20 protein-coding genes and 1 tRNA gene are annotated in these 22,362 nt (G+C 50.0%); 6 read left to right on the top strand and 15 right to left on the bottom strand.

The window, feature by feature from the left end:
* Positions 1-111: 111 nt before the first annotated feature.
* Positions 112-1,371: a transcription termination factor Rho gene (gene rho / locus M979_RS18360; RefSeq protein WP_034461716.1), complete on the bottom strand. Its 1,260-nt coding sequence runs from the start codon at positions 1,369-1,371 to the stop codon at positions 112-114.
* A 359-nt stretch (positions 1,372-1,730) separates the two neighbouring features.
* Complete coding sequence (gene trxA, locus M979_RS18355) at positions 1,731-2,060, bottom strand: thioredoxin TrxA (RefSeq protein WP_034461718.1); 330 nt, start codon at positions 2,058-2,060, stop codon at positions 1,731-1,733.
* 118 nt (positions 2,061-2,178) lie between these two features.
* Here trxA and rhlB point away from each other — a divergent pair, with 118 nt between their 5' ends.
* Together rhlB and gppA are read left to right on the top strand one after the other, a co-directional pair.
* Positions 2,179-3,450, top strand: coding sequence for an ATP-dependent RNA helicase RhlB (rhlB, locus tag M979_RS18350; protein WP_034461719.1), 1,272 nt, complete (start codon positions 2,179-2,181; stop codon positions 3,448-3,450).
* 6 nt (positions 3,451-3,456) lie between these two features.
* Positions 3,457-4,941, top strand: coding sequence for a guanosine-5'-triphosphate,3'-diphosphate diphosphatase (gene gppA / locus M979_RS18345; RefSeq protein WP_064555971.1), 1,485 nt, complete (start codon positions 3,457-3,459; stop codon positions 4,939-4,941).
* A 1-nt stretch (position 4,942) separates the two neighbouring features.
* On the opposite strand, the gene rep is transcribed toward gppA, so the two are convergent.
* From rep to M979_RS18325, 4 genes are all read right to left on the bottom strand, one after another.
* The gene (gene rep, locus M979_RS18340; RefSeq protein WP_064555970.1) at positions 4,943-6,964 is read right to left on the bottom strand and encodes a DNA helicase Rep; all 2,022 of its coding nucleotides are present in this window, start codon (positions 6,962-6,964) and stop codon (positions 4,943-4,945) included.
* Between the two features lie 91 nt (positions 6,965-7,055).
* The gene (gene pnuC / locus M979_RS18335) at positions 7,056-7,784 is read right to left on the bottom strand and encodes a nicotinamide riboside transporter PnuC (RefSeq protein WP_064555969.1); all 729 of its coding nucleotides are present in this window, start codon (positions 7,782-7,784) and stop codon (positions 7,056-7,058) included.
* Complete coding sequence (locus M979_RS18330) at positions 7,784-8,533, bottom strand: nucleoside phosphorylase (RefSeq protein ID WP_064555968.1); 750 nt, start codon at positions 8,531-8,533, stop codon at positions 7,784-7,786. The genes pnuC and M979_RS18330 overlap by 1 nt, the downstream gene beginning before the upstream one ends.
* Positions 8,534-8,560: 27 nt before the next feature.
* Positions 8,561-9,253, bottom strand: coding sequence for a Crp/Fnr family transcriptional regulator (locus M979_RS18325; protein WP_034461725.1), 693 nt, complete (start codon positions 9,251-9,253; stop codon positions 8,561-8,563).
* Positions 9,254-9,525: 272 nt separating this feature from the next.
* Here M979_RS18325 and ppiC point away from each other — a divergent pair, with 272 nt between their 5' ends.
* Positions 9,526-9,807 carry a peptidylprolyl isomerase PpiC gene (gene ppiC / locus M979_RS18320; protein ID WP_034461726.1) on the top strand — a complete coding sequence of 94 codons (282 nt, stop codon included), beginning with the start codon at positions 9,526-9,528 and terminating at the stop codon, positions 9,805-9,807.
* 82 nt (positions 9,808-9,889) lie between these two features.
* Here the strand turns inward: ppiC and ilvC are convergent, their stop codons facing one another.
* A complete protein-coding gene (ilvC, locus tag M979_RS18315; protein WP_064555967.1) occupies positions 9,890-11,365 on the bottom strand; it encodes a ketol-acid reductoisomerase in 1,476 nt (491 codons plus the stop codon).
* Positions 11,366-11,531: 166 nt separating this feature from the next.
* Between ilvC and ilvY the strand changes: the two genes are divergently transcribed.
* Positions 11,532-12,425, top strand: coding sequence for an HTH-type transcriptional activator IlvY (ilvY, locus tag M979_RS18310; RefSeq protein WP_064555979.1), 894 nt, complete (start codon positions 11,532-11,534; stop codon positions 12,423-12,425).
* On the opposite strand, the gene ilvA is transcribed toward ilvY, so the two are convergent.
* From ilvA to ilvL, 6 genes are all read right to left on the bottom strand, one after another.
* Positions 12,422-13,966, bottom strand: coding sequence for a threonine ammonia-lyase, biosynthetic (gene ilvA, locus M979_RS18305; protein WP_157093272.1), 1,545 nt, complete (start codon positions 13,964-13,966; stop codon positions 12,422-12,424). The genes ilvY and ilvA overlap by 4 nt on opposite strands.
* Before the next feature lie 2 nt (positions 13,967-13,968).
* Positions 13,969-15,819, bottom strand: coding sequence for a dihydroxy-acid dehydratase (gene ilvD, locus M979_RS18300; RefSeq protein WP_064555965.1), 1,851 nt, complete (start codon positions 15,817-15,819; stop codon positions 13,969-13,971).
* A gap of 61 nt (positions 15,820-15,880) precedes the next feature.
* Positions 15,881-16,813, bottom strand: coding sequence for a branched-chain amino acid transaminase (locus M979_RS18295; protein ID WP_034461730.1), 933 nt, complete (start codon positions 16,811-16,813; stop codon positions 15,881-15,883).
* Between the two features lie 19 nt (positions 16,814-16,832).
* Positions 16,833-17,093 (bottom strand): acetolactate synthase 2 small subunit, encoded by a 261-nt coding sequence (ilvM, locus tag M979_RS18290; RefSeq protein WP_034461731.1) that lies wholly within the window; start codon positions 17,091-17,093, stop codon positions 16,833-16,835.
* Positions 17,090-18,736: an acetolactate synthase 2 catalytic subunit gene (gene ilvG, locus M979_RS18285; RefSeq protein ID WP_064555964.1), complete on the bottom strand. Its 1,647-nt coding sequence runs from the start codon at positions 18,734-18,736 to the stop codon at positions 17,090-17,092. Before ilvG ends, ilvM begins: the two co-directional genes overlap by 4 nt.
* Positions 18,737-18,875: 139 nt before the next feature.
* On the bottom strand, positions 18,876-18,974 hold the full coding sequence (ilvL, locus tag M979_RS22705; protein ID WP_072009493.1) for an ilv operon leader peptide: 99 nt from the start codon (positions 18,972-18,974) through the stop codon (positions 18,876-18,878).
* Between the two features lie 355 nt (positions 18,975-19,329).
* On the opposite strand from ilvL, the gene M979_RS18280 reads away from it, so the two are divergent.
* Positions 19,330-20,850 (top strand): YifB family Mg chelatase-like AAA ATPase, encoded by a 1,521-nt coding sequence (locus M979_RS18280; protein WP_064555963.1) that lies wholly within the window; start codon positions 19,330-19,332, stop codon positions 20,848-20,850.
* A gap of 26 nt (positions 20,851-20,876) precedes the next feature.
* Here M979_RS18280 and M979_RS18275 read toward each other — a convergent pair whose 3' ends face one another.
* Entirely contained in the window at positions 20,877-21,215 is a 339-nt protein-coding gene (locus M979_RS18275) for a MaoP family protein (RefSeq protein ID WP_034461737.1), read from the bottom strand.
* 89 nt (positions 21,216-21,304) lie between these two features.
* Between M979_RS18275 and hdfR the strand changes: the two genes are divergently transcribed.
* Positions 21,305-22,159 (top strand): HTH-type transcriptional regulator HdfR, encoded by an 855-nt coding sequence (gene hdfR / locus M979_RS18270; protein WP_425338136.1) that lies wholly within the window; start codon positions 21,305-21,307, stop codon positions 22,157-22,159.
* Between the two features lie 79 nt (positions 22,160-22,238).
* Here the strand turns inward: hdfR and M979_RS18265 are convergent.
* A tRNA-Trp gene (locus M979_RS18265) sits at positions 22,239-22,314 on the bottom strand.
* Positions 22,315-22,362: the final 48 nt, after the last annotated feature.

Genomic DNA, 22,362 nt, shown 5'->3' with positions numbered 1-22,362 from the left:
TGGCATTCCTTGCCACAATATGTGCTTAGCCGCGATCATTACAGCTATATCGTATATACCAGAAATGAAAAACGCCACGTCTAAGCGTGGCGTTCCCCGAGTTTTTGTTACTTACGAGCGCTTCATCATATCAAAGAAGTCTTCGTTGGTTTTCGTCATCGCTAATTTGTTGATGAGGAATTCCATTGCATCAATCTCACCCATTGGGTGGATGATTTTACGCAGGATCCACATTTTCTGCAGTTCTTCCTGGGTAGTAAGTAACTCTTCTTTACGTGTACCTGAACGGTTGTAATCGATAGCAGGGAACACACGTTTCTCAGCGATTTTACGCGCCAGATGCAGTTCCATGTTGCCGGTACCTTTAAATTCTTCGTAGATAACTTCATCCATTTTAGAACCGGTATCAACCAACGCTGTAGCGATGATAGTCAGACTACCCCCCTCTTCTACGTTACGTGCAGCACCGAAGAAGCGTTTTGGACGATGCAGGGCGTTAGCGTCCACACCACCAGTCAATACTTTACCTGATGCAGGTACAACGGTGTTGTACGCACGTGCCAGACGAGTGATCGAGTCGAGCAGAATAATAACGTCTTTCTTATGCTCAACCAGACGCTTCGCTTTCTCGATAACCATTTCGGCAACCTGAACGTGGCGAGATGCTGGCTCATCAAAGGTAGAAGCAACAACTTCACCTTTAACCAGACGTTGCATCTCGGTCACTTCTTCCGGACGTTCGTCGATTAGCAGAACCATCAACACACAATCAGGGTGGTTGTAAGCAATGCTCTGCGCAATGTTTTGCAGCAGCATGGTTTTACCGGCTTTCGGCGGCGCCACAATCAGGCCACGCTGACCGCGACCGATTGGCGATGCCAGATCCAGTACACGTGCAGTTAAGTCTTCGGTAGAACCGTTACCACGTTCCATGCGTAAACGAGAGTTAGCATGCAGCGGGGTTAAGTTTTCGAACAGGATTTTGCTACGCGCGTTTTCCGGCTTGTCGTAGTTGACTTCGTTTACTTTCAGCAGTGCAAAGTAACGTTCACCTTCTTTCGGCGGGCGAATCTTACCGGAGATGGTATCCCCTGTGCGGAGGTTGAAACGGCGGATTTGGCTGGGAGAAACGTAGATATCATCAGGACCGGCGAGGTAGGAGCTGTCTGCAGAGCGGAGGAAACCAAATCCATCCTGCAATATCTCCAGTACACCGTCACCAAAGATATCTTCACCACTCTTCGCATGTTGCTTCAGGATGGAGAAAATAATGTCCTGCTTGCGCATACGGGCTTGGTTTTCCAGCCCCATATTTTCGCCGAGAGTAATCAGCTCAGAAACCGGCGTATTCTTTAATTCGGTAAGATTCATAATGGTGGGTTCTTAAACTCGGGGTAAATCTCGAACATGTATCGTGAATGGTATGGCAGGATCATCCATGCCTGTTTAATGGCCACCACCACATGTCTTATCGCTGTCTGGTCATAGGAAAAACGCAGAACTGAAACGACACGACGGAATGGGTGATACGCCCGAAATCGATTATGCAACCACGTGCGCACTGCACTGTGTAGAGAATTAATGGCAACTTGTGGGAGCATTGGGTAGTACAAAGAGTCAAACTACAAGGCAAGTTCTAAATGCAGTAAAAGTAACTTAGCATGACTGACGCCGGGCGTCCAGCGGCTCACAAAAAATTGCGAGCCACGCACGCACCGGCTGAGATTCCATTATGCCAGATTAGCGTCGAGGAACTCTTTTAACTGGCCTTTGGACAACGCGCCAACTTTGGTCGCAGCCACTTCACCGTTCTTGAACAGCAACAGAGTTGGGATACCACGGATACCATATTTTGGTGCAGTGCCCGGGTTCTGATCGATATTCAGTTTAGCAACGGTCAGATTGCCCTGATATTCATCAGCGATTTCATCAAGAATCGGGGCGATCATCTTGCATGGACCACACCACTCTGCCCAGAAATCAACCAGAATCAACCCATCAGCTTTTAGCACGTCCGTGTCGAAACTGTCGTCAGTCAGGTGAATAATTTTATCGCTCATGTTCTACTCCGCAGGATTATGTCTACCTTGTTGGTGTAGCATTAACCAACTTAAGGTTGACTTTATTTCACCGGATACGCTTTCGTAAAGCAATAGTTAGCTGATATTCTACCACACTATGAGCAAAACACATTTGACCGAACAGAAGTTTTCCGACTTCGCCCTGCACCCTAAGGTGATTGAAGCCCTTGAAAATAAAGGGTTCCATAACTGCACCCCTATTCAAGCACTGGCACTACCGCTGACACTAGCGAATCGTGACGTTGCAGGGCAGGCGCAAACCGGTACTGGCAAAACGATGGCGTTTTTAACGTCAACGTTCCATTATTTACTCTCTCACCCGGTTCCAGAGAATCGCCAGGTGAACCAGCCGCGTGCTTTAATTATGGCGCCGACTCGTGAACTGGCAGTACAAATTCACTCTGACGCAGAGCCGCTAGCACAATCGACCGGCCTTAAACTCGGCCTGGCGTACGGTGGCGACGGCTACGATAAACAGCTTAAAGTGCTGGAAAGCGGTGTTGATATTCTTATCGGCACAACTGGTCGTTTGATTGATTATGCCAAGCAAAACCACATTAACTTAGGCGCAATTCAGGTTGTGGTGCTGGATGAAGCCGATCGTATGTACGATCTGGGTTTTATTAAAGATATTCGCTGGTTGTTCCGCCGTATGCCGCCTGTAACACAACGCCTGAACATGCTGTTCTCTGCCACACTTTCTTATCGTGTGCGTGAACTGGCGTTCGAGCAAATGAACAACGCGGAATACGTGGAAGTTGAACCAGAGCAAAAAACGGGTCACCGCATCCAGGAAGAGCTGTTCTACCCTTCCAACGAAGAAAAAATGCGCCTGCTGCAGACTCTTATTGAAGAAGAGTGGCCAGATCGCGCAATTATTTTTGCTAACACTAAACATCGTTGTGAAGATATTTGGGGCCACCTTGCAGCAGACGGCCACCGCGTTGGTCTTTTAACTGGCGATGTTGCTCAGAAAAAACGCCTGCGCATCCTTGAAGAATTCACTCGTGGCGATCTGGATATTCTGGTTGCAACCGATGTTGCCGCCCGTGGTCTGCATATCCCGTTAGTAACTCACGTTTTCAACTACGACCTCCCGGATGACTGCGAAGATTACGTTCACCGTATTGGCCGTACCGGTCGTGCTGGCGAAAGTGGTCATTCCATCAGTCTTGCATGCGAAGACTATGCGTTGAATCTGTCTGCAATTGAGACTTACATCGGTCACTCAATTCCGGTCAGCAAGTACAAAACTGAAGCACTGTTAAGCGAACTTCCTCCACCGAAACGTCTGACACGTGCCCGTCCGGGTAACGGTCCTCGCCGTAATGGTGGCGCTCCTCGTGGTAATCGCCGTCGCACAGGTTAAAAATTTATGCTCAGCTCCACCTCGCTGTATGCTGCAATAGATTTAGGCTCTAATAGCTTTCATATGTTGGTTGTACGTGAGGTGGCAGGGAGCATACAAACCCTTGCTCGGATTAAACGAAAAGTACGTCTTGCTGCTGGTTTAAGCAGCGATAATACGCTTTCACGTGAAGCAATGGAGCGCGGGTGGCAATGCCTGCGCTTGTTTGCTGAACGCCTTCAGGATATTCCTCAAACCCAAATTCGTGTTGTCGCAACTGCGACACTCCGCCTTGCCACCAACGCCAATGAATTCATCCAGCAAGCTGAAGTTATTCTCGGCTGCCCGGTGCAAATTATCCACGGTGAAGAAGAAGCACGCCTGATTTATCAGGGTGTTGCTCATACTACAGGTGGAGCCGATCAGCGTTTAGTCGTTGATATCGGTGGTGCCAGCACCGAGCTTGTTACAGGAACAGGGGCACAAACAACCGCGCTGTTTAGTTTGTCGATGGGCTGCGTAACCTGGCTTGAGCGCTTTTTCGCTGACCGAAACTTAGCGCAAGATAACTTTGATGCAGCCGAACTCGCGGCAAAAGAAGTGCTTCGTCCTGTGTGCGACCAGCTAAAACATCATGGTTGGAAAGTATGTGTTGGTGCATCAGGCACCGTGCAAGCACTACAAGAAATCATGATGGCGCAGGGAATGGATGAACGCATTACACTTGCCAAACTACAACAGTTGAAGCAAAGAGCGATTCAATGCGGGCGTCTTGAAGAGCTGGAAATTGAAGGTTTAACGCTGGAAAGAGCGCTGGTATTCCCAAGCGGCCTGGCTATTTTAATCGCCATTTTCGAAGAGTTATCGATTAACTGCATGACGCTTGCCGGCGGCGCGCTGCGTGAAGGTCTGGTCTACGGAATGCTTCACTTGTCCGTTAATCAGGAAATCAGAAGCCGCACGATCCGCAACATCCAACGTCGTTTTATGGTCGATACCGGTCAGGCAGAGCGTGTACAACAGCTCGCTCAGGCTCTCGCCAACCAGGTTACGGATTCATGGAACCTGACACCACTCAGCATAGAAATGCTCAGCAGTGCAGCATTGCTCCATGAAATTGGTCTGAGTATTGATTTCAAACAAGCACCACAACATGCTGCCTATCTGGTTAAGAACCTTGATCTTCCAGGATATACGCCAGCGCAGAAAAAACTGCTGGCAACACTAATGTTAAACCAAACAAACCCAGTCGATCTCTCCTCTCTCCACCAGCAGAACGCGGTACCACCACGAATTGCGGAACATCTTTGCCGCCTGCTACGCCTGGCGATTATCTTCGCCAGCCGCCGCCGGGATGACATCCTGCCGGAAATTACGCTGAAAGTTAAAGATGAATCCCTGAATCTTGAACTCCCCGAAAAATGGCTCGAATGCCACCCTCTGGGTGCGGAACTGCTGGCACAAGAAAGCCTGTGGCAGAGCTACGTTCACTGGCCTTTATCGATTCACTAACTCAACTTTTACGCGCTTTTGCCAGCATTTCACGGATGTTGGCAACATTACTCTGCCCTTTTGTCATTCGCTCTTCAGCGGAAACGACTTTGCGTTCCGTCTCCCACTGCAAATCATCTTGTGGCAATTCCAGCAAGAAACGGCTCGGTTCCGGGCGGATCAATTCACCATACTGACGTCGCTCTTTGCAAAGCGTAAAGGTTAGCTCTTTCTGTGCCCGAGTAACCCCCACGTAAGCCAGACGGCGTTCTTCATCAATATTATCTTCATCAATGCTGCTCTGATGCGGCAAAATGCCCTCTTCCATCCCTACTAAAAATACGTACGGGAACTCCAGCCCCTTCGAAGCATGAAGGGTCATCAATTGGACCTGGTCCGTATCTTCATCACTCTCGCCGCGTTCCATCATATCGCGCAGCGTAAAGCGGGTGACAACTTGTGTAAGTGTCATTGGCTCTTCCATTTCCGAGCCCTCCAGCATTTCCGTCATCCAGCTAAACAGGAGATTGACGTTCTTCATGCGCATTTCAGCAGCTTTCTGGCTGGGCGAGGTTTCATACAGCCAGCTTTCATAGTCGATGCCGTGAATCAAATCCCGCACCGCAGCAATCGGTTCGCGTTCGGCCAGCGTCGCAACATCGCGTAGCCAGTGAGTAAAACGCTGCAACGACTCAAGACCACGGCCATTCAGCGTCTGGCTCAGGCCCATATCAAAACTTGCGCCGAACAAACCTTTATTGCGCTGCGTCGCCCAGGTTCCCAGCTTTTGCATGGTCACCGGGCCGATCTCGCGCTTCGGCGTATTCACAATCCGCATGAATGCACTGTCATCATCCGGGTTAGTCAGCACGCGCAGATAAGCCAGTAAATCTTTGATTTCAGGGCGTGAGAAGAATGACGTGCCGCCAGAGATACGATACGGAATACGGTTCTGCATCAGCATCTTTTCGAAAACGCGCGACTGGTGATTGCCGCGATATAAAATGGCGTAATCTTTGTAGTTGGTTTTATTAATAAAGTGATGGGCGATGAGCTCGCCGGTAACGCGTTCGGCTTCATGATCTTCACTGTTAGCCGTCACCACTTTTAGCTCCGCGCCGTAACCCAGCTCAGAAAAAAGGCGTTTTTCAAAAACGTGTGGGTTATTGGCAATCAAAATGTTTGCCGCTTTCAGAATGCGCCCGGAAGAACGGTAGTTCTGCTCAAGCTTAATAACCTGAAGTTCTGGGAAATCCTGACTTAGCAAAACGAGGTTTTGCGGCCGTGCGCCGCGCCAGGAGTAAATAGACTGATCGTCATCACCCACCACGGTAAAGCGCGCCCGCGCTCCCACCAGCAGCTTCACCAGTTCATATTGGCTGGTGTTGGTGTCCTGGTATTCATCCACCAGCAAATAGCGGATGCGATTTTGCCAACGCTCGCGCACTTCTTCATTACGCTGCAAAAGCAGCGTCGGCAGCAAAATCAGATCGTCAAAATCCAGCACGTTGCAGGATTTGAGGTGGGTATCGTAAAGTCCGTAACAATGAGCAAAGATTCGATCGCGCTCGCCTTTTGCCTGGGCAGCCGCCTGCGACGGCGTCATCAGATCGTTTTTCCAGTTTGAGATCGTCGAGATCAACTGCTGCAATAATGTCTTATCATCTTCGAGCAAACCTTCAGTCAGCTCTTTGAGCAACGCTGTCTGGTCGGTGTCATCAAACAAGGAGAAATTCGATTTCATCCCCAACGCGGCAAACTCACGTTTGATGATCTCAAGCCCCAGTGTGTGGAAAGTGGAGATCAGCAAACCGCGCGATTCTTTGCGGCCCAGCGTTTGTGCCACACGTTCTTTCATCTCACGCGCCGCTTTATTGGTAAAGGTAACCGCCGCGATATGCTTAGCCTGATAACCGCACTCGCGGATCAAATAGGCCATTTTATTGGTAATGACACGCGTTTTGCCCGAGCCTGCACCAGCCAGAACCAGGCAAGGTCCTGTGACAAATTCGACGGCTTGTTGTTGACCAGGGTTTAAACGCATGATGTATTGCTCAATCTTCGAACGGGGGAAGGATTGTAGCAGAAGTGGGTCGGATGATGCAGCGGGCAGCCCAATCGAGCTGCCCGAAAAATCAGGAAGCGGCAGAAGCCAGAGGTGTATAGCCATTACGTTTTGCACGGGCAACCCAACTACATGAGCCCATAATCGCAATTGCCGTCAACAGAACATACTCAAGCGACATCGCGTAAACACCCTGAATGGCATAGATAACCACGCTTATCACGTCAATCACGACCCACAGCAGCCAGTTTTCCACATATTTACGGGTCATGAGCGCCATTGCCACTATCGAAAGCACCAGCATGGTTGAGTCCCATAACGGCATCGCATCAGGTTGCAGTTCTGGCATCGCTACGGATATACCCACGGCCTGCAAGATGGAAATCATCATATGGGTTAGCGCCGCAAACACCGGGTCGATAAATAACGTCATCAGCATAATTGCCACAATACAAATCGCACCCAGTACGACGGTTTGCTGACGAGATAACCAACGAACCTTCAGCGCGGCCTCGTTATTTTCGGTCTGCCGACTCCAGGCGTACCATCCATAGATGTTGGCTGCAAAAAAGAACACCTGCAGCAGCAAGCTGGCATAAAGCTGGATTTGGAAGAAGATAGCCGCAAACAGCGTGACGTTAATCAACCCAAACAAGTAGTTGATGATTTTTTCCTTGCTGGCAAACCAGATACACAACAAGCCAAACAGCGTACCAACCGCTTCAATCCACGACAGTGCATAACCACCTTCGCCCAAAGGAATCGTGACCATCACATTGTTAATACTGAAAAAATCCATTATTTTTCTCCTTGCTGACTATCAGCATAGATTGCACGTAGTGCCAGCAGGATTTGTCGCTCTTCACCCTCCAGACACAAAGCTTCCTGCTGCACATAGTCGTTGATACTGCTACCCAGGCAACCGTTATGCTCGACAACCACGTTCAACAGTGACGCCGTGCGCAGTCCGCGTAATGCTCCAACAACCATCAGTGCGGCACTCTCCATATCCGCACCAAGAATCCCCCGCGCTGACCATTCAGCATCCAGTTGCGCTTCTCGCTCGGTATAAAAGCTGTCATGACTACGCACCAGTCCATAAACGGCGGGGACACCCATCTGTTTTGCCTGCTGGACTAACGTTGCGGTAAACAGCGGATCGGCGCAGGCCGGATAACAAGCTGGCGCATAGGTTCTGCTGGTGCCATCATCCGCAACCGCACCGTGAGCGATAACGATATTCCCCAGTGCCAGGTCATCCTGCAACGCACCGCAGCTGCCAATACGTATCATCGTTTTCACACCAATCTGGCACAGCTCTTCAATGGCTATCGCCGTTGACGGGCCACCAATACCCGTGGATAGCACAAGAATTTCAATACCCTGAAACCAGCCGCGTACAGCTCGAAACTCACGGTTTTGACCCAATTTCTCAGGGTTATCCAGAAAGCAGGCTATACGATCGACCCGATCCGGGTCACCCGGTAGCAATGCGTACTTCGCATTCGTCATATTATTTTCAAGCCGAATATGTGGCTGAAGCGACATCATGCCTCTCCTTATCTTTCCCTTTATTTAGATATTTGCCTCCTGCTTGAGTTGCTCAGGAGCCAGCAATAAAACTCTTTCTCCTTCGGTATCAATAATCCGAAGCGATTTCAGGTCATGTAAGATGCGATTAATACTGCGCGTTGTGGCTGCAAATTCCTGGCTGATGTTTTGTTTATCAATAAAAATTTCTGTCGTCTGCTGCTGTTGAAACCTCTGCCAGAGCGCCTGACAAACCCGCTGATGAAGTGAATAAAGATTGTCGCTGCTTGCCTTTCTGGATAGCTGGTAATATTGCTGGCTGAAAAATCTCAGCATCCGCTGATTAAAATAATTATCCAGTGCTAACCAACGGCAAAAATGTGTCTGCGATAAGCTCAATATTTGCGTATTAGTCACAGCAGAAACTGAGCAGATGTAGTGCCGTGACTCAAATATTTCCAACTCACCTAACATGTCACCTTTGTTATAACGAGCCTGTCGATAACGGCGGCCATCCTCAGCTTCAAAAAAGACGTCAACTTCACCAGCAACAATTAATGAAAAACGCTGGCATTTATCCCCTTGGCGGCAAAGCATTGCTCCACGAGGTACTTCTTCAAAAACCCAGCGCTGCATAATTTCCAGCGGGCAATTTTTTAGTAGTTCATACAGCACTGGATCACGTACAACCCTTGTCAGACCTGATAGCCAGCTATCTGAAAATTCAGTCTCTTTCATTATGTTTATGATAGCGATCTCCATTACGGGAAAGACAGGACGGGCGTCCTGCGTAATAAGGAGAAGGGCTTTAGAAAAGTAGCCTACCTCCCGATTCCTTCAATCAGACGGGACATCTGTCCTGCTAAGCCAAAGTGTATATACCTGACGTATCAATGAGTGGTAAAGAAGGGATTGCTGCAAAGTAAAAGGCAAGTAAACCAAATTTGGCTATCACATGACGCATGCTATTATTGCCGCCAGATTTATATCCACCCAATCAAGGCACTATCATGGCAAAAACCGCGGCAGCATTGCATATCCTTGTTAAGGAAGAAAAACTGGCTCAGGAAATTCTCGAACAGCTGAAAAATGGCGGCGACTTCGAAAAACTGGCTAAAAAGCATTCTACTTGCCCATCAGGCAAAAAAGGTGGTCACTTAGGTGAATTCCGTCAGGGTCAGATGGTTCCGGCGTTCGATAAAGTGGTGTTCTCTTGCCCACTGCTTGAGCCCGTTGGCCCACTGCACACGCAGTTTGGCTACCATGTGATTAAAGTTCTCTACAGAAACTAAAAAGAAAGCCCGGTGACTAAACGCACCGGGCTTTTATTGTTTTGTAGGTCGGATAAGCGCTAGCGCCATCCGACAAAATCGATTAACCCGCTACAGCGATACGCTTCATATCTTTCATGTAGCCGCGCAGTTTCTTACCAACAGTTTCGATTTCATGATTACGAATCGCTTCGTTAACATCACGCAGTTGCGCGTTATCAACCGCACCCGCCGGAATTTCTTTGCCCAAATCACCCGCTTGCAGAGTTGTCATGAACTCTTTCAGCAATGGAACTGCTGCGTAAGAGAACAGATAGTTGCCATATTCAGCGGTGTCAGAGATAACCACGTTCATTTCGTACAGGCGCTTACGAGCGATGGTGTTCGCAATCAGCGGCAGCTCGTGCAATGATTCGTAGTAAGCAGACTCTTCAATGATACCCGCATCAACCATGGTTTCGAATGCCAGCTCAACGCCCGCTTTAACCATAGCGATCATCAGAACGCCTTTATCAAAGTATTCCTGCTCAGAAATTTTGCCGTCAAACTGTGCAGCGGTTTCGAACGCAGTTTTGCCGGTTTCTTCACGCCAGGTCAGCAGTTTTTTATCGTCATTTGCCCAGTCAGCCATCATGCCAGAAGAGAACTCACCGGAGATGATGTCGTCCATGTGTTTCTGGAACAACGGAGCCATGATGGTTTTCAGTTGCTCAGATAACGCATAAGCACGGATTTTTGCCGGGTTGGACAAACGGTCCATCATCAGTGTAATGCCGCCTTGTTTCAGCGCTTCGGTGATGGTTTCCCAGCCGAACTGAATCAGTTTTTCTGCATATGCCGGATCAGTGCCTTCTTCCACCAGCTTATCGAAGCACAGCAGAGAACCCGCCTGCAGCATACCGCACAGGATAGTTTGCTCGCCCATCAGGTCAGATTTCACTTCTGCCACGAAGGAAGATTCCAGAACACCTGCACGGTGACCGCCAGTCGCCGCAGCCCAGGCTTTAGCGATCGCCATGCCTTCGCCTTTCGGATCGTTTTCCGGGTGAACCGCAATCAGCGTCGGCACGCCGAAACCACGTTTGTATTCTTCACGAACTTCAGTACCCGGACATTTTGGCGCAACCATCACAACGGTGATGTCTTTACGAATTTGCTCACCCACTTCAACCACGTTGAAACCGTGGGAATAACCCAGCGCAGCGCCATCTTTCATCATTGGCTGTACAGCTTTAACTACTGCGGAGTGCTGCTTGTCTGGCGTCAGGTTAACAACCAGGTCAGCCTGTGGGATCAGTTCTTCGTAGGTGCCAACTTTAAAACCGTTTTCGGTCGCTTTACGCCATGAAGCACGTTTCTCAGCGATAGCTTCTGCGCGCAGAGCATAAGCAACATCCAGACCGGAGTCGCGCATGTTGAGACCCTGATTCAGGCCCTGTGCGCCACAGCCGACGATGACGACTTTTTTGCCTTTGAGGTAGCTTGCTTCATCGGCGAATTCTGCTCGCCCCATGAAACGACATTTACCCAGTTGCGCCAACTGCTGACGCAGGTTCAAAGTGTTGAAATAATTAGCCATCGTGGTGGTACTCCGTAGTCGTTGTGTTGTGCTTTTATAAGGTTCGCCAGCCGTGTCTTGCTTGCGATAATGAACCCACTATATGACAGGAAATGCGTTGCTTAAATTGATATATTAACAACGTGACGTTGCAATTTATGCAACGTAAAAAAGAGAGCTGATGACCATGGACTTACGGGATCTAAAAACGTTTCTCCACCTTGCTGAAAGTCGCCATTTCGGCAGGAGCGCACGCGCGATGCACGTAAGCCCTTCAACACTTTCGCGCCAAATCCAGCGCCTTGAAGACGATCTCGGCCAACCTCTGTTTTTACGTGATAACCGCACCGTGACGCTGACTGAAGCTGGAGAACAACTCAAACAGTTCGCCCAGCACACGCTTTTGCAGTATCAGCAGATGCGCCACACCATCGGGCAGGAAGGGCCATCGCTGACTGGCGAGCTCCATCTTTTTTGCTCGGTCACCGCCGCGTATAGTCATTTACCCCCAATTCTCGACAGATTCCGTGCTGAACATCCCAATGTGGAGATCAAACTGACCACAGGCGATGCCGCCGATGCGGTAGAAAAAGTGGACTCCGATGAAGCGGATCTCGCCATCGCCGGTAAGCCAGAAATGTTACCGCCCGGCGTTGCTTTCTCGATTCTGGATAACTTATCCGTGGCACTTATCGCGCCGGCATTGCCCTGCCCGGTTCGTGCGCAGGTGAACCTGCCCGATCCCGACTGGGCCAAAATTCCGTTTATTCTGCCAGACCAGGGGCCAGTTCGCCGCCGCATTGAATTGTGGTTTCGCCGTCATAAAATCAGTAACCCATTTATTTATGCAACGGTGGCAGGGCATGAAGCGATGGTTTCAATGGTGGCGCTGGGCTGTGGTGTCGCACTGATCCCTGAAATCGTGCTGGAGAACAGCCCTGAACCGGTGCGCAACCGCGTGCAGATTCTGGAACGAAACGATGAAACCACGCCGTTTGAACTGGGCGTTTGCGTACAAAAAAAGCGGCTCAATGAGCCGCTTGTACATGCATTCTGGAAATTACTGCCCGGTAGTCACTAACCCGCCAGGAAGAAACGGAACGCCGGATTATTTGTCTCATCGTGGCAGTCGTAGCCCAGCTCATTGAGCCGGGTTTCGAAATCCGGCTCATTGTCGCCCAGTTCGAACGCCGCTAGCACTCGGCCATAATCCGTACCGTGGCTCCGGTAATGAAACAGCGAAATATTCCAGTGTGTACCCAGCGTTTGCAGGAATTTCAGCAAAGCGCCCGGTGATTCAGGGAATTCGAAACTGTACAGCCGCTCACGCAGTGGTTTAGACGGACGCCCACCCACCATGTAGCGCACATGCAGTTTCGCCATCTCGTCGTCAGACAAATCGACAACGCCGTAACCGCCGTCATTAAGCAGGGCGATAATTTCCTGCCGCTCTTCAACGCCGCGCGTCAGCCGGACACCAACAAAAATGCAGGCTTCTGACGAACTGGAATAACGATAATTAAATTCCGTAACCGAACGCCCGCCAAGCACCTGGCAGAATTTCAGGAAGCTGCCCTGTTGCTCAGGAATGGTCACCGCCAGCAGCGCTTCACGCTGTTCGCCAAGCTCACAACGTTCAGAGACATAACGTAAGCCGTGGAAGTTTACGTTCGCGCCGGATAATACGTGCGCAAGGCGTTCACCACGGATCTGATGCTGCTGGATGTATTTCTTCATCCCAGCCAGCGCCAGCGCGCCAGATGGCTCAGCGACCGCACGAACATCTTCGAACAGATCTTTCATCGCAGCGCAAATCGCATCGCTATCCACGGTGATAATGTCGTCGAGATATTCCTGGCACAGACGGAATGTTTCATCGCCGATGCGTTTAACCGCCACACCTTCAGCGAACAGACCTACACGCGCCAAATCTACCGGCTTTCCTGCATCCAGCGCGGCTTTCAGGCAAGCTGAATCTTCCGCTTCAACGGCAATCACTTTGATTTGTGGCATCAGCTGTTTGATAAGCACCGCGACACCTGCCGCTAAACCGCCGCCACCAACCGGAACAAATATACGATCGATATGTGCATCTTGCTGCAGCAGTTCCAGCGCCAGCGTGCCCTGCCCGGCAATGACTGCCGGGTGGTCAAACGGAGGAACGTAAGTGAAACCCTGCTGCTGCGAAAGCTCGATTGCGCGCGCTTTCGCTTCATCAAAGTTTGCGCCATGTAGCAGCACTTCCCCACCAAACGCTCTGACAGCATCCACTTTGATGTCAGCCGTGGTAACCGGCATAACAATCAGAGACTTGATGCCTAAACGCGTTGAGGAAAGCGCAACACCCTGGGCGTGGTTGCCAGCCGAAGCCGTAATCACGCCGCTAGCTTTTTGCTCACTATTCAGCCCGGCAATCATCGCGTATGCGCCGCGCAGTTTGAAACTATGCACCGGCTGGCGATCTTCACGTTTCACCAGAATGACGTTATCCAGACGCGAAGAGAGCTTTTCCATCTTCTGTAATGGCGTGACCTGCGCGACTTCGTAAACCGGGGCGCGCAGCACGGCTCGCAGATATTCCGCCCCGCAAGGGGCGTCAGGTAGCGGTTGTGACTCGGCCATCATTAGCCTCCAAGCTTACTTTTATCACGCACCGCGCCTTTATCGGCACTGGTGGCAAGCATTGCGTAAGCGCGTAGAGCGAAGGAGACCTGGCGTTCACGCGCACGTGGAGTCCAGGCTTTGTCACCGCGAGCTTCTTGCGCTTCACGACGTGCTGCCATTTGCTGCTCGGACAATTCCAGTTGGATACCACGCGAAGGGATATCAATGGCAATCATATCGCCATCTTCAATCAGCGCGATATTGCCACCACTTGCGGCTTCCGGAGAAACATGGCCGATTGAAAGACCAGAAGTACCGCCGGAGAAACGCCCATCGGTGACCAGTGCGCACGCTTTGCCCAGCCCCATCGATTTCAGGTAGGTGGTTGGGTAAAGCATTTCTTGCATGCCCGGCCCGCCTTTTGGCCCTTCGTAACGAATAACAACCACGTCGCCCGCGACAACTTTGCCGCCAAGGATCGCTTCAACCGCATCATCCTGGCTTTCGTATACTTTTGCAGGGCCACGGAATACCAGGCTGCCTTCGTCAACACCGGCCGTTTTCACGATACAACCATTCTCTGCGAAGTTACCGTACAAAACGGCTAAACCGCCGTCCTGGCTGTAGGCGTTTTCCTTCGAACGGATACAACCGTTTTCACGATCAACGTCCAGCGAATCCCAACGGCAGGATTGTGAGAATGCCTTAGTGGTACGGATACCCGCAGGGCCTGCAGAGAACATACTTTTCACGCTTTCGTCTTTAGTCAGCATGACATCGTACTGTTCCAGCGTTTGCGGCAGCGTCAGACCCAACACGTTTTTCACGTTACGATGAAGTAAGCCTGCGCGATCCAGTTCGCCCAGAATACCGATGACACCACCCGCACGATGCACATCTTCCATATGGTATTTCTGAGTACTTGGCGCGACTTTACACAGCTGTGGAACTTTGCGGGAAAGCTGGTCGATATCGGTCATCGTGAAATCGAGTTCCGCTTCCTGAGCTGCGGCCAGTAAGTGCAGAACTGTATTTGTTGAACCACCCATGGCGACATCCAGCGTCATGGCATTCTCAAACGCTTCTTTGCTGGCGATGCTACGTGGCAATGCACTTTCATCATCTTGCTCGTAATAACGTTTTGTCAGAGCGACGATGCGTTTACCTGCATTCAGGAACAGCTCTTTACGGTCAGAGTGCGTTGCCAGCAAAGAGCCGTTACCCGGCTGAGATAAGCCCAGCGCTTCGGTCAGGCAGTTCATGGAGTTCGCCGTGAACATACCGGAACAGGAGCCACAAGTTGGGCAGGCAGAACGCTCAACCTGCTCGCTTTGCTCGTCACTCACTTTCGGGTCGGCGCCCTGGATCATCGCATCAACCAGATCGAGTTTGATGATTTGGTCAGACAGTTTAGTTTTCCCGGCTTCCATCGGGCCGCCGGAAACAAAAATCACCGGGATGTTCAGGCGCAACGAGGCCATCAGCATCCCTGGGGTGATTTTGTCGCAGTTGGAGATACAAACCATGGCGTCTGCGCAGTGCGCGTTCACCATGTATTCCACGGAATCAGCAATCAGTTCGCGCGACGGCAGAGAATAAAGCATGCCGCCGTGGCCCATAGCAATACCATCATCAACGGCAATGGTGTTGAATTCTTTAGCAACGCCGCCGGAGGCTTCGATTTGTTCGGCAACCAGTTTGCCCAAATCGCGCAGGTGAACGTGGCCTGGCACGAACTGAGTAAAGGAGTTTACTACCGCAATAATCGGCTTGCCGAAATCGTCATCGGTCATCCCGGTTGCGCGCCACAATGCGCGGGCACCCGCCATATTACGGCCATGGGTGGTAGTGGCTGAACGGTACTTAGGCATGCTTATTTACTCCAGTCTGTCTGTCGAGCGGACGGTGATCACCCTCCGCCTGGTTATATTTTTACTTAGGGTTGACCTGATCTAACCAGCCCCATTTATCTTCTGTTTCGCCAGTGAACAGACCAAAGAATGCCTGTTGAATGCGTTTAGTAACCGGACCACAACGCCCTTCACCCACTTGAATACGGTCTACGCTACGAACTGGTGTTATTTCTGCGGCAGTACCAGACATGAAGACTTCATCCGCCAGGTAGAGTGACTCGCGAGACAGCACTTGCTCACGCACTTCGATACCCAAATCTTTTGCCAGTGTGATAATCGCGTCACGCGTAATGCCTGGTAGTGCGGAAGAGGTAAATGGTGGGGTGAAAAGAATGCCATCTTTCACTTCAAACAGGTTTTCGCCAGCACCCTCAGACAAGTAGCCATTCACGTCCAGCGCGATACCTTCCTGATAACCATGGCGGCGCGCTTCGCTACCAACCAGCAAGGAAGAAAGGTAGTTACCTCCGGCTTTTGCCGCGGTAGGAATGGTGTTTGGTGCCACACGGTTCCATGAGGAAACCATGGCGTCGATCCCTTGATCCAGCGCTTCTGCGCCGAGGTATGCACCCCATGGGAAGGCTGCGATGATCACATCAGTGGTATAACCGTCTGGCGGGTTCACACCCATCCCCACGTCGCCAACAAATACCAGAGGGCGGATGTATGCGCTAGTCAGATTGTTTTTCCGAATAACAGAACGGCAAGCTTCCATCAGCTCATCAACACTTTGTGATACAGGGAAACGATAGATTTTTGCTGAATCACGCAAACGCTGCATGTGTTCACGATGGCGGAACACCACTGGGCCAATGTGAGATTCGTAGCAACGGATGCCTTCAAACACCGATGTACCGTAATGCAGTGCGTGTGACATTACGTGAACCTTTGCCTCGCCCCACGGCGTCATCTCACCATTGAACCAGATGTAATCAGCTTTCTTCGTCGTCATTATTCTTTTCCTTCTACGCTCAGGCGCGGATTTGTTGTGTTGTTGTTTGTTGCTGGATTTCGACGCGACCAACGTCAACCAGTTTGCTTAATTGACTAAACAGTAATTCGACTGGGCGCAGGCTGGCAACGGTCAATTCAATATTAATATCGTCGGTGTTCCCCACCGTGACCATGTTCATAGAACACACCTGAAAACCACGATGGCGCACGACACGTAATACGCGCTCCAGGGTTTCTGGACGAAAACGGGCCGTTACTGCGAGCTGATGTTGCATCATGATAATTTCTCCAGCATTTGTGAGTTACTGGCACCGGGCGGCACCAACGGCCAGACGTTTTCGTACTCATCAATAGAGACGTGAAGCATAAATGGACCATCGCTATTGAGCATCGTGTCGATGGCAGCTTCTACCTGGTCTTTACGAGTAATGTGAAGGCCAGGGATACCGAAGGCACTGGCCAGCATGAGGAAGTCGGGGTTATCGGAGAGGTTGGTTTCGCTATAACGTTCGGAGAAAAACATCTGCTGCCACTGGCGAACCATCCCTAAACGTTGGTTATCCAGTAAAACGATTTTCAACGGCAGCTGTTTTCGTTTTACGGTGCCCAACTCCTGAACGTTCATCATGAAGGAACCGTCACCGGAGATACAGATAACCGTATCGTTCGGTCGGGCAACTTGCGCACCTACAGCGGCTGGCAAACCGAAGCCCATCGTTCCCAGGCCGCTGGAAGTGATGAAATTTTCCGGGCGCGTGAAAGACATATGCTGAGCCGTCCACATTTGGTGCTGGCCCACATCTGTGGTTACCACGCAGTCGTGCGGTTTGCGGTCAGAGATTTGTTTCAACAATAACGGAGCAAAGATTGGCTGGCCTGGATGATCGTAACGCCAAGGGTTTTCGGCCCGTAAGGTTGCAACTTCTTGCTGCCATTCAGCGATCTCCAGCGGCTGCTGCAACGCTTGCAATAACTGAGCCAAATCACCTTGTAAACCGACATGCGCCTGGCGCAATTTACCCAGTTCTGCCGGGTCGATATCCATATGAATAACTTTGGCGTGTGGGGCGAAAGTATTCAGCTTGCCAGTTACGCGATCGTCAAAACGCGCACCAACTGCAATCAGCAAGTCGCACTCTTGCACCGCGAGGTTAGCCGCTTTGGTGCCGTGCATGCCTAACATGCCGGTATAAAAAGGGTTGTCCGCCGGAACCGCGCCCAAACCTTTCAGCGTAACGGTGGAAGGCATATTGGTGACGGCGATAAATTCGCGCAGCGCCGGAACTGCCTGCGCCATACCGACACCACCACCGACATACAACATAGGCTTGCGAGCATTGGCTATCATTTCGCGAGCTTGTTGCAGCTCGGCATGTGGCATTTCGAAACCATTTTCTACAGTCGATAACCACGGCTCCAGCTCACCTTGTGCTAACTGAATATCTTTTGGGATATCCACCAGGACAGGACCCGGACGGCCAGAGTTTGCAATTTCGAAAGCTTCTGCAAGCACGCGAGGTAAATCATCGAATGATTCAACGAGGAAACTGTGTTTGGTGCACGCGAGGGATAATCCTAAAACATCCACTTCCTGGAACGCATCGGTACCAATGAATGGTGCGGCGACCTGGCCGGTGATGGCAACGACTGGAACGGAGTCTAACAGCGCATCGGCAAGGCCAGTGATTAGGTTAGTTGCACCAGGCCCGGAAGTGGCGATGCAAACCCCTGTTTTTCCAGTAGAACGTGCATAACCAATGGCTGCCATTGCTGCGCCTTGTTCATGTCGACAGAGCAAGTGTTCGACCCCACCGTCATACAACGCATCATAGACGGGCATGATTGCGCCACCCGGATAGCCGAAAACTGTCTCTACACCCTGCGCTCGCAACGCATGTACCACCCACTGCGCACCATTCATAGTTAGTTCCCCGTCTCATTATCGGAGAAACAGCATTTTATTCTGCAACGCATCATCTGTTCCTCTCCGTATTTCTTTGCCCAACAAAAAACCCCCGGACCTTTCGGTGCGGGGGTTCTTTTCGATTCAGGCTTGATTTTTAAGCCTTTCTTTCTCCAAGTGCAGCCCCGCACGGTGGGATAATAATCACCACCACGCTAATCACGACCAGGCTAATCACTTGTAGGAGGGCTTTCATGTTTGTTTATTCTGTCTACTTGTTCGAAGTAATGCCTACAGAGTTATCACAGAGTCAGAGACAAGCACAAGATTTTTTTATGGCAAGAAAGAGGCTACAAAAATCAGCCAACAGAAAAACTATTTGTTTTCAGCAAATAACGAGATAGTGAAAATATTTCATATAGAGCGAATTCTTATTCCTCTCCTCCAAATTCCTTCCAAAAATAAATCTTTTGCGAAGCGCATCGCAGAATAATTTTCAAAAAAGAAATCTTACCCGGAAGTCTGGAAGGCGTTACGAGGAACGTTATTTCGCCGCTTTCAGCATCATTAGCAAGCTGGCAGGATGAAACCTCACCCCAGAGGAAAGAACTATGTCACTGGCAGTTGTTAATACAAGGGCAGCATTAGGTATTGCCGCCCCTTTGGTAACCGTTGAGGTTCATATCAGCCAGGGGTTGCCAGGTTTGACGCTCGTGGGCTTGCCCGAAACGACGGTCCGTGAAGCACGAGACAGAGTGCGAAGTGCCATCATCAATAGTGGCTATACTTTCCCGGCTCGAAAAATCACGATAAATCTCGCGCCGGCAGATCTTCCTAAAGAAGGCGGAAGGTATGACTTACCTATTGCTCTGGCATTACTGGCAGCGTCTGAGCAGCTCTCTATTGATAAGTTAAGTCAATATGAGTTCGTTGGTGAACTCGCACTTACTGGGGCGCTACGAGGCGTCCCAGGCGCAATTTCATCGGCTATGGAGGCTTTAAAATCAGGGAAGAAAATAATCGTTGCCGATGAAAATGCCGCTGAACTTAGTTTGATAACACAAGCTGGCTGCCTTATTGCAAGCCACCTCACTGAAGTCTGTGCATTCCTTGAAGGCAAAGCCGAATTATCTGCTCCAGAAAAACGACAGCTGCAACATATTGAATATCGGCAAGACCTTAATGAAATTTTTGGTCAGTCTCAGGGAAAGCGAGCACTGGAGATCACCGCAGCAGGTGGGCATAACCTATTGCTCATTGGCCCGCCTGGAACGGGTAAAACCATGCTAGTCAGCCGCCTGAATACTTTACTCCCCCCATTAAGCGACAGTGAAGCGCTGGAGAGTGCAGCTATTCTCAGCCTGATCAATCCACACTCTTTACAACAACAGTGGCGTCAGCGCCCATTCAGAGCGCCTCATCATAGCGCTTCGCTGAGTGCGATGGTGGGTGGAGGTTCAATTCCAAGACCTGGTGAAATATCGCTGGCGCATAATGGCGTATTATTTCTCGATGAACTCCCGGAATTTGAACGCCGTGTGCTTGATGCATTACGTGAGCCTATAGAATCAGGGGAAATTCATATTTCCCGTACCCGTGCAAAAATTAGCTACCCAGCCAATTTCCAGCTTCTGGCTGCGATGAACCCAAGTCCAACAGGTCACTATCAAGGTAAGCATAATCGCTGCACACCCGAACAAACGCTACGCTACCTCAGCCGTCTTTCAGGACCTTTTCTTGATAGATTTGATTTATCCGCAGAGATCCCACTTCCACCCTCCGGAATGCTAAGCAATCCAGGTGTGAGCAGCGAAAGTAGCGCAGACGTAAGAGCTAGAGTCATCGCTACACAACAGCGGCAGTATGATAGACAGCAAAAGTTAAATTCGAGACTGGATAACCATGAAATCAGAAAACATTGTGTCATTGAGCACAATGATGCCATGTGGCTTGAGGAGACATTGGCGAAGCTGGGGCTATCGGTACGTGCATGGCATCGATTATTAAAAGTTGCACGAACAATTGCAGATATTCAGGAGCATAAACAGATACAGAGGGAGCATCTTCTTGAAGCATTGAGCTACCGTGCGATTGACCGCTTACTCATTCACTTACAACAGTTAACAGGATAAAAAATGGGGCTTTCGCCCCATTTTTATTAATCTTCACTGTCGGTATAGTCTTCAACCGCATCCGCCTGCGGCTTGCCACCGGAGAGGGTATGGAAACGTTTAGGACGCTTAATTCGCGCCATATACTTGCTCCACACACGTTCTGCATCTGTTACCGGCTCACGTTCACCACGGCATACAGCTACAAACAGAACTTCCTCTTCAGTACCAGGTTCACGCTTGCCAAGATCCAGCTCATTGAACGCATAACCATGACGCTCTAGCAGCTGGGCTTCTTTAATTGTGAAATCACCATGGCGAGCGAACCCGCGCGGATAATGTTTATTGTCGAAAAACCGATTAGTCGTCGTAAAGCTTTCCGCCATCCTGCACGCTCCTAATTCTCTTGGTCGAGCTATTTATGGCGCGGAGTATTAGTTACGCTTGACAGAGCGTCAAACAAAACATTTAAATCATAACGACAAATTATTTTTGGGAGAGGGTTGTGGATACTGAATTATTAAAAACGTTTCTAGAAGTGAGCCGAACACGGCATTTTGGGCGGGCTGCGGAGGCGCTTTATCTAACGCAATCAGCAGTTAGCTTCAGAATTCGTCAATTAGAGAATCAACTTGGTGTGAATCTTTTTACTCGTCATCGTAATAATATTCGCCTGACAACAGCAGGTGAGCGTTTATTGCCCTATGCAGAAAACCTCATGAATACCTGGCTGGCTGCCAAGAAAGAAGTTTCCAATACATCTCAGCACAATGAGCTCACGATTGGTGCAAGTTCCTCACTTTGGGAATGCATGCTTTCTGAATGGCTTGTTGCACTTTATCAACAGCACAAAGGACTTCAATTTGAAGCCCGTATTTCCCAACGCCAGTCACTCGTTAAACAATTGCATGAACGTCAGCTTGATCTGCTGATCACGACAGAATCGCCAAAGATGGACGAATTTTCATGCCAGTTATTAGGGCATTTTAACCTGGCACTATTTTCTTCTTCGCCACAAAGCTCAAAAACAGGGTTAACGTATCTACGCCTGGAGTGGGGTCCTGATTTTCAACAGCATGAAGCGGGGCTTATCAACAACGATAGCATTCCGGTTCTCACGACTAGCTCCGCACAAATAGCCTATAAATTGTTAGCACCGCTCAATGGTTGCTCATTTTTACCCATCGAATGGGCTAAAGAATGCGAAGGAATTTACCAGGTACCCGATACAAATACACTTTCACGTCCTTTGTATGCGATCTGGCTGCAAAATAGTGATAAACAAAGCGCAATCAAAGAGTTATTAAAGACACCACTTATGGCGCAGTAATGCGCTTTTGTTGATTTGAGGGATAGCTTGAGGAATTTTAGGCAAAAAAAATCCTTTGCCGAAGCAAAGGATCATTATATGGCAGGGGCGGAGAGACTCGAACTCGCGACACCCGGTTTTGGAGACCGGTGCTCTACCAACTGAGCTACGCCCCTAAATAACGCTTATTATTAAGCCCGCTAATTAAGCAGGCATAATTTTTT

It is taken from the genome of Buttiauxella noackiae ATCC 51607, assembly GCF_001654865.1.
GTDB lineage: Bacteria > Pseudomonadota > Gammaproteobacteria > Enterobacterales > Enterobacteriaceae > Buttiauxella > Buttiauxella noackiae.
The sequence above is the reverse complement of the archived record's forward strand: the minus strand, read 5'-3'. Positions and strand labels throughout refer to the sequence as shown.

Coding starts and splice junctions, on each gene's coding strand:
- ilvM (WP_034461731.1), bottom strand. CDS start 17,093: ATGATGCAACATCAGCTCGCAGTAACGGCCCGTTTTCGTCCAGAAACC.
- M979_RS18275 (WP_034461737.1), bottom strand. CDS start 21,215: ATGGCGGAAAGCTTTACGACGACTAATCGGTTTTTCGACAATAAACAT.
- M979_RS18330 (WP_064555968.1), bottom strand. CDS start 8,533: ATGTCGCTTCAGCCACATATTCGGCTTGAAAATAATATGACGAATGCG.
- rhlB (WP_034461719.1), top strand. CDS start 2,179: ATGAGCAAAACACATTTGACCGAACAGAAGTTTTCCGACTTCGCCCTG.
- ilvY (WP_064555979.1), top strand. CDS start 11,532: ATGGACTTACGGGATCTAAAAACGTTTCTCCACCTTGCTGAAAGTCGC.
- ilvA (WP_157093272.1), bottom strand. CDS start 13,966: ATGGCCGAGTCACAACCGCTACCTGACGCCCCTTGCGGGGCGGAATAT.
- ilvL (WP_072009493.1), bottom strand. CDS start 18,974: ATGAAAGCCCTCCTACAAGTGATTAGCCTGGTCGTGATTAGCGTGGTG.
- rep (WP_064555970.1), bottom strand. CDS start 6,964: ATGCGTTTAAACCCTGGTCAACAACAAGCCGTCGAATTTGTCACAGGA.
- ilvG (WP_064555964.1), bottom strand. CDS start 18,736: ATGAATGGTGCGCAGTGGGTGGTACATGCGTTGCGAGCGCAGGGTGTA.
- pnuC (WP_064555969.1), bottom strand. CDS start 7,784: ATGGATTTTTTCAGTATTAACAATGTGATGGTCACGATTCCTTTGGGC.
- M979_RS18295 (WP_034461730.1), bottom strand. CDS start 16,813: ATGACGACGAAGAAAGCTGATTACATCTGGTTCAATGGTGAGATGACG.
- gppA (WP_064555971.1), top strand. CDS start 3,457: ATGCTCAGCTCCACCTCGCTGTATGCTGCAATAGATTTAGGCTCTAAT.
- ilvD (WP_064555965.1), bottom strand. CDS start 15,819: ATGCCTAAGTACCGTTCAGCCACTACCACCCATGGCCGTAATATGGCG.
- trxA (WP_034461718.1), bottom strand. CDS start 2,060: ATGAGCGATAAAATTATTCACCTGACTGACGACAGTTTCGACACGGAC.
- rho (WP_034461716.1), bottom strand. CDS start 1,371: ATGAATCTTACCGAATTAAAGAATACGCCGGTTTCTGAGCTGATTACT.
- M979_RS18280 (WP_064555963.1), top strand. CDS start 19,330: ATGTCACTGGCAGTTGTTAATACAAGGGCAGCATTAGGTATTGCCGCC.
- ilvC (WP_064555967.1), bottom strand. CDS start 11,365: ATGGCTAATTATTTCAACACTTTGAACCTGCGTCAGCAGTTGGCGCAA.
- ppiC (WP_034461726.1), top strand. CDS start 9,526: ATGGCAAAAACCGCGGCAGCATTGCATATCCTTGTTAAGGAAGAAAAA.
- M979_RS18325 (WP_034461725.1), bottom strand. CDS start 9,253: ATGAAAGAGACTGAATTTTCAGATAGCTGGCTATCAGGTCTGACAAGG.